Source organism: Brachybacterium phenoliresistens (assembly GCF_039530785.1).
Lineage (GTDB): Bacteria > Actinomycetota > Actinomycetes > Actinomycetales > Dermabacteraceae > Brachybacterium > Brachybacterium phenoliresistens.
In genome coordinates, this window is the sequence record NZ_BAAAOW010000019.1 from 1 (window position 1) to 5379 (window position 5379).

Consider the following 5379-nt stretch of genomic DNA (forward strand, 5'->3'; position numbering starts at 1 on the left):
GTGCGCGTGTTGTTTGAAATCTCAATAGTGTGTCTGTTTGTTGATGCCAAATGTTTTGTTTGGCAGTTGACGGATGATGTAGCAGATTAAATTTGCTAGTCGTTTGAAATTGCTAGGATTGTTTTCATTTTTTATGGAGAGTTTGATCCTGGCTCAGGACGAACGCTGGCGGCGTGCTTAACACATGCAAGTCGAACGATGAAGGCCGTGCTTGCACGGCTGGATTAGTGGCGAACGGGTGAGTAACACGTGAGTAACCTGCCCTTCACTCTGGGATAACCTCGGGAAATCGGGGCTAATACCGGATACGAGTGCCCACCGCATGGTGGATGCTGGAAAGTTTTTCGGTGAAGGATGGACTCGCGGCCTATCAGTTTGTTGGTGAGGTAATGGCTCACCAAGACGATGACGGGTAGCCGGCCTGAGAGGGCGACCGGCCACACTGGGACTGAGACACGGCCCAGACTCCTACGGGAGGCAGCAGTGGGGAATATTGCACAATGGGCGAAAGCCTGATGCAGCGACGCCGCGTGAGGGATGACGGCCTTCGGGTTGTAAACCTCTTTCAGTAGGGAAGAAGCGAAAGTGACGGTACCTGCAGAAGAAGCGCCGGCTAACTACGTGCCAGCAGCCGCGGTAATACGTAGGGCGCAAGCGTTGTCCGGAATTATTGGGCGTAAAGAGCTTGTAGGTGGCTTGTCGCGTCTGCCGTGAAAATCCAGGGCTTAACTCTGGACGTGCGGTGGGTACGGGCAGGCTAGAGTGTGGTAGGGGAGACTGGAACTCCTGGTGTAGCGGTGAAATGCGCAGATATCAGGAAGAACACCGATGGCGAAGGCAGGTCTCTGGGCCATTACTGACACTGAGAAGCGAAAGCATGGGGAGCGAACAGGATTAGATACCCTGGTAGTCCATGCCGTAAACGTTGGGCACTAGGTGTGGGCGACATTCCACGTTGTCTGCGCCGTAGCTAACGCATTAAGTGCCCCGCCTGGGGAGTACGGCCGCAAGGCTAAAACTCAAAGGAATTGACGGGGGCCCGCACAAGCGGCGGAGCATGCGGATTAATTCGATGCAACGCGAAGAACCTTACCAAGGCTTGACATGCACCGGACAGCTGCAGAGATGTGGCTTTCTTTGGACTGGTGCACAGGTGGTGCATGGTTGTCGTCAGCTCGTGTCGTGAGATGTTGGGTTAAGTCCCGCAACGAGCGCAACCCTCGTTCTATGTTGCCAGCGCGTTATGGCGGGGACTCATAGGAGACTGCCGGGGTCAACTCGGAGGAAGGTGGGGACGACGTCAAATCATCATGCCCCTTATGTCTTGGGCTTCACGCATGCTACAATGGCCGGTACAAAGGGTTGCGAAACTGTGAGGTGGAGCGAATCCCAAAAAGCCGGTCTCAGTTCGGATTGGGGTCTGCAACTCGACCCCATGAAGTCGGAGTCGCTAGTAATCGCAGATCAGCAATGCTGCGGTGAATACGTTCCCGGGCCTTGTACACACCGCCCGTCAAGTCACGAAAGTCGGTAACACCCGAAGCCAGTGGCCCATCCTCGTGAGGGAGCTGTCGAAGGTGGGATCGGTGATTGGGACTAAGTCGTAACAAGGTAGCCGTACCGGAAGGTGCGGCTGGATCACCTCCTTTCTAAGGAGCATCACCAAGTATGGTGGCCATCTGCTTGCCCACGTGTGGTGAGGGTGGTTGCTCATGGGTGGAACATCAACGGATGGGCGCTTGGCCGTGCTGGTCTCGCTGCGAGTACACCCCCTTGGGGTAGGAAAGCTGTCTGCGGGTGCTGGTTTCGGTGTCAGGTGGAGACACACTATTGGGTTTTGAGGCTGCACGCGGCCTGTGACCTCTTCTCTTCTGGGGTTCTGGTTCGTCCTTCGGGGCGGGGCGGGATGCTCGGGGGTGGGGGTTGTGGGTGTGTGGCTGGTCCTCCCTGCGCATGACTGGACGGTTGTCTGGTGTGTGTGGTGTGGGGTTGTTTCTTGAGAACTGCATAGTGGACGCGAGCATCTTTGTAAGCAATTAGTGTCTTTGTGTTGCTAAGTTTTAAAGAGCACACGGTGAATGCCTGGGCACAAGGAGCCGAAGAAGGACGTAGGAGTCTGCGATAAGCCTCGGGGAGGTGACAACCGACCTGTGATCCGAGGATGTCCGAATGGGGAAACCCACCGGGAGTCAAGTCCCGGTACCCGCCACTGAATGTATAGGTGGTGTGGAGGGAACGCGGGGAAGTGAAACATCTCAGTACCCGCAGGAAGAGAAAACAACAGTGATTCCGTGAGTAGTGGCGAGCGAAAGCGGAAGAGGCTAAACCTGGTCTGTGTGATACCCGGCAGGGGTTGCAGGTTGGGGGTTGTGGGACGTGTCGATGGGGTCTGCCGGCCCTGTGACGTGTCGTGTGATGGTAGTCGAAGTCGTGGTGAGTGCGACGGCGTAGAGGGTGTTACCCCCGTAGACGAAACTGTCATGCAGCGTGACGCTGTTCCCGAGTAGCACCGGGCCCGTGAAATCCGGTGTGAATCTGCCAGGACCACCTGGTAAGCCTGAATACTTCCTTGTGACCGATAGCGGACAAGTACCGTGAGGGAAAGGTGAAAAGTACCCCGGGAGGGGAGTGAAATAGTACCTGAAACCGTGTGCTTACAATCCGTCGGAGCCTTACGGGGTGACGGCGTGCCTTTTGAAGAATGAGCCTGCGAGTTAGTGGTCGGTGGCGAGGTTAACCCGTGTGGGGTAGCCGTAGCGAAAGCGAGTCTGAACGGGGCGTTCAGTCGCCGGCTCTAGACCCGAAGCGAAGTGATCTATCCATGGGCAGTGTGAAGCGCGGGTAAGACCGCGTGGAGGCGCGAACCCACTTCAGTTGAAAATGGAGGGGATGACCTGTGGATAGGGGTGAAAGGCCAATCAAACTTCGTGATAGCTGGTTCTCCCCGAAATGCATTTAGGTGCAGCGTTGCGTGTTTCGTGCCGGAGGTAGAGCACTGGATAGGCGATGGGCCTTACCGGGTTACTGACCTTAGCCAAACTCCGAATGCCGGTACGTGAGAGCGCAGCAGTGAGACTGTGGGGGATAAGCTTCATAGTCGAGAGGGAAACAGCCCAGAACATCAGCTAAGGCCCCTAAGCGTGTGCTAAGTGGAAAAGGATGTGGAGTTGCTGAGACAACCAGGAGGTTGGCTTAGAAGCAGCCACCCTTGAAAGAGTGCGTAATAGCTCACTGGTCAAGTGATTCTGCGCCGACAATGTAGCGGGGCTCAAGTACACCGCCGAAGCTGTGTCACTCCACTTTGTGTGGGGTGGGTAGGGGAGCGTCGTGCAGCCAGCGAAGCCGCGGGGGAACCCAGTGGTGGAGGCTGCACGAGTGAGAATGCAGGCATGAGTAGCGAAAGACGGGTGAGAAACCCGTCCGCCGATTGATCAAGGGTTCCAGGGCCAGGTTAATCCGCCCTGGGTTAGTCGGGACCTAAGGCGAGGCCGACAGGCGTAGTCGATGGACATCGGGTAAATATTCCCGAACCGATTCTAGGAGGACCCATACCGAGGCGTCTGATGCTCACCACCCGAGTCAGCCATCCTCCCTTCGGGGTGGGTGGTGTGGATGAGGCTGGGAACCAAGGACGTAGTAGGTCAGCGCATGGGATGACGCAGAGAGGTAGCTTCCGCGGACTTAATGGAATAGTCCGTCTAAGCGAGCAGCCCGAGCACCGGTAATGCGGTGCCGTATTGGGTGAGACGTGATGGGGATCCCGTATGGGCGTAGGTGAGTGATCCTGTACTGCCGAGAAAAGTTCCGGCGTGACGAATAGAGTCGCCCGTACCCTAAACCGACTCAGGTGATCAGGTAGAGAATACCAAGGCGTTCGAGAGAATCGTGGTTAAGGAACTCGGCAAAATGCCCCCGTAACTTCGGGAGAAGGGGGGCCCGATGGGTGAGAGCCCGGACGGCCGCAGAGACCAGGGAGAAGCGACTGTTTACTAAAAACACAGGTCCGTGCGAAGTCGTAAGACGCTGTATACGGACTGACGCCTGCCCGGTGCTGGAAGGTTAAGAGGACTGGTCAGCTCTTCGGAGCGAAGCTGAGAATTTAAGCCCCAGTAAACGGCGGTGGTAACTATAACCATCCTAAGGTAGCGAAATTCCTTGTCGGGTAAGTTCCGACCTGCACGAATGGCGTAACGACTTCTCCACTGTCTCAACCGCGAACTCGGCGAAATTGCATTACGAGTAAAGATGCTCGTTACGCGCAGCAGGACGGAAAGACCCCGGGACCTTTACTACAGTTTGGTATTGGTGTTCGGGACGGCTTGTGTAGGATAGGTGGGAGACTGGGAAGCGTGGACGCTAGTTCACGTGGAGTCGTTGTTGAAATACCACTCTGGTCGTTCTGGATTCCTAACCTCGGTCCGTGATCCGGATCAGGGACAGTGCCTGATGGGTAGTTTAACTGGGGCGGTTGCCTCCTAAAGAGTAACGGAGGCGCTCAAAGGTTCCCTCAGCCTGGTTGGCAATCAGGTGTTGAGTGTAAGTGCACAAGGGAGCTTGACTGCGAGACAGACATGTCGGGCAGGTGCGAAAGCAGGAACTAGTGATCCGGCACCTCATTGTGGAATGGGTGTCGCTCAACGGATAAAAGGTACCCCGGGGATAACAGGCTGATCTTGCCCAAGAGCTCATATCGACGGCATGGTTTGGCACCTCGATGTCGGCTCGTCGCATCCTGGGGCTGGAGTTGGTCCCAAGGGTTAGGCTGTTCGCCTATTAAAGCGGTACGCGAGCTGGGTTTAGAACGTCGTGAGACAGTTCGGTCCCTATCCGCTGCGCGCGTTGGATATTTGAGAAGACCTGTCCCTAGTACGAGAGGACCGGGATGGACTGACCTCTGGTGTGCCAGTTGTTCTGCCAAGAGCATGGCTGGTTGGCTACGTCGGGAAGGGATAACCGCTGAAAGCATCTAAGCGGGAAGCCTGCTTCAAGATGAGATATCCGTACACCCTTGTGGTGTGAGAGACCCCCAGGAGATGACTGGGTTGATAGGCCAGATGTGGAAGCGTGGCAACACGTGGAGCTGACTGGTACTAATGGTCGATGACTTAACAACACACGATCTGCTTGTGAAGCGTGTTCGCGTCCACTGTGTGGTTCTCGGGGAGCAACCCCTGGAACACTCGGCCCTCTGATCGGGGGTGTGTGTGTTCTGGGGTCCAGGAGAGTCTCGTCGTGTTACGGCGGTCATAGCGTTGGGGAAACGCCCGGTTCCATTCCGAACCCGGTAGCTAAGCCCTTCAGCGCCGATGGTACTGCACTCGGGAGGGTGTGGGAGAGTAGGACGCCGCCGGACATTCTTCTAGTACGGAGCGGGTGACA

The 5379-nt window shown here is 56.2% G+C and carries 3 rRNA genes; all 3 read left to right on the top strand.

The window, feature by feature from the left end:
• The first annotated feature begins 130 nt into the window (after nucleotides 1-130).
• A 16S ribosomal RNA gene (locus tag ABD234_RS19070) occupies nucleotides 131-1649 on the top strand.
• A 402-nt stretch (nucleotides 1650-2051) separates the two neighbouring features.
• Nucleotides 2052-5113, top strand: a 23S ribosomal RNA gene (locus tag ABD234_RS19075).
• A gap of 123 nt (nucleotides 5114-5236) precedes the next feature.
• A 5S ribosomal RNA gene (rrf, locus tag ABD234_RS19080) occupies nucleotides 5237-5353 on the top strand.
• The 16S, 23S and 5S rRNA genes sit together here, the layout of an rRNA operon.
• Nucleotides 5354-5379 lie beyond the last annotated feature (26 nt).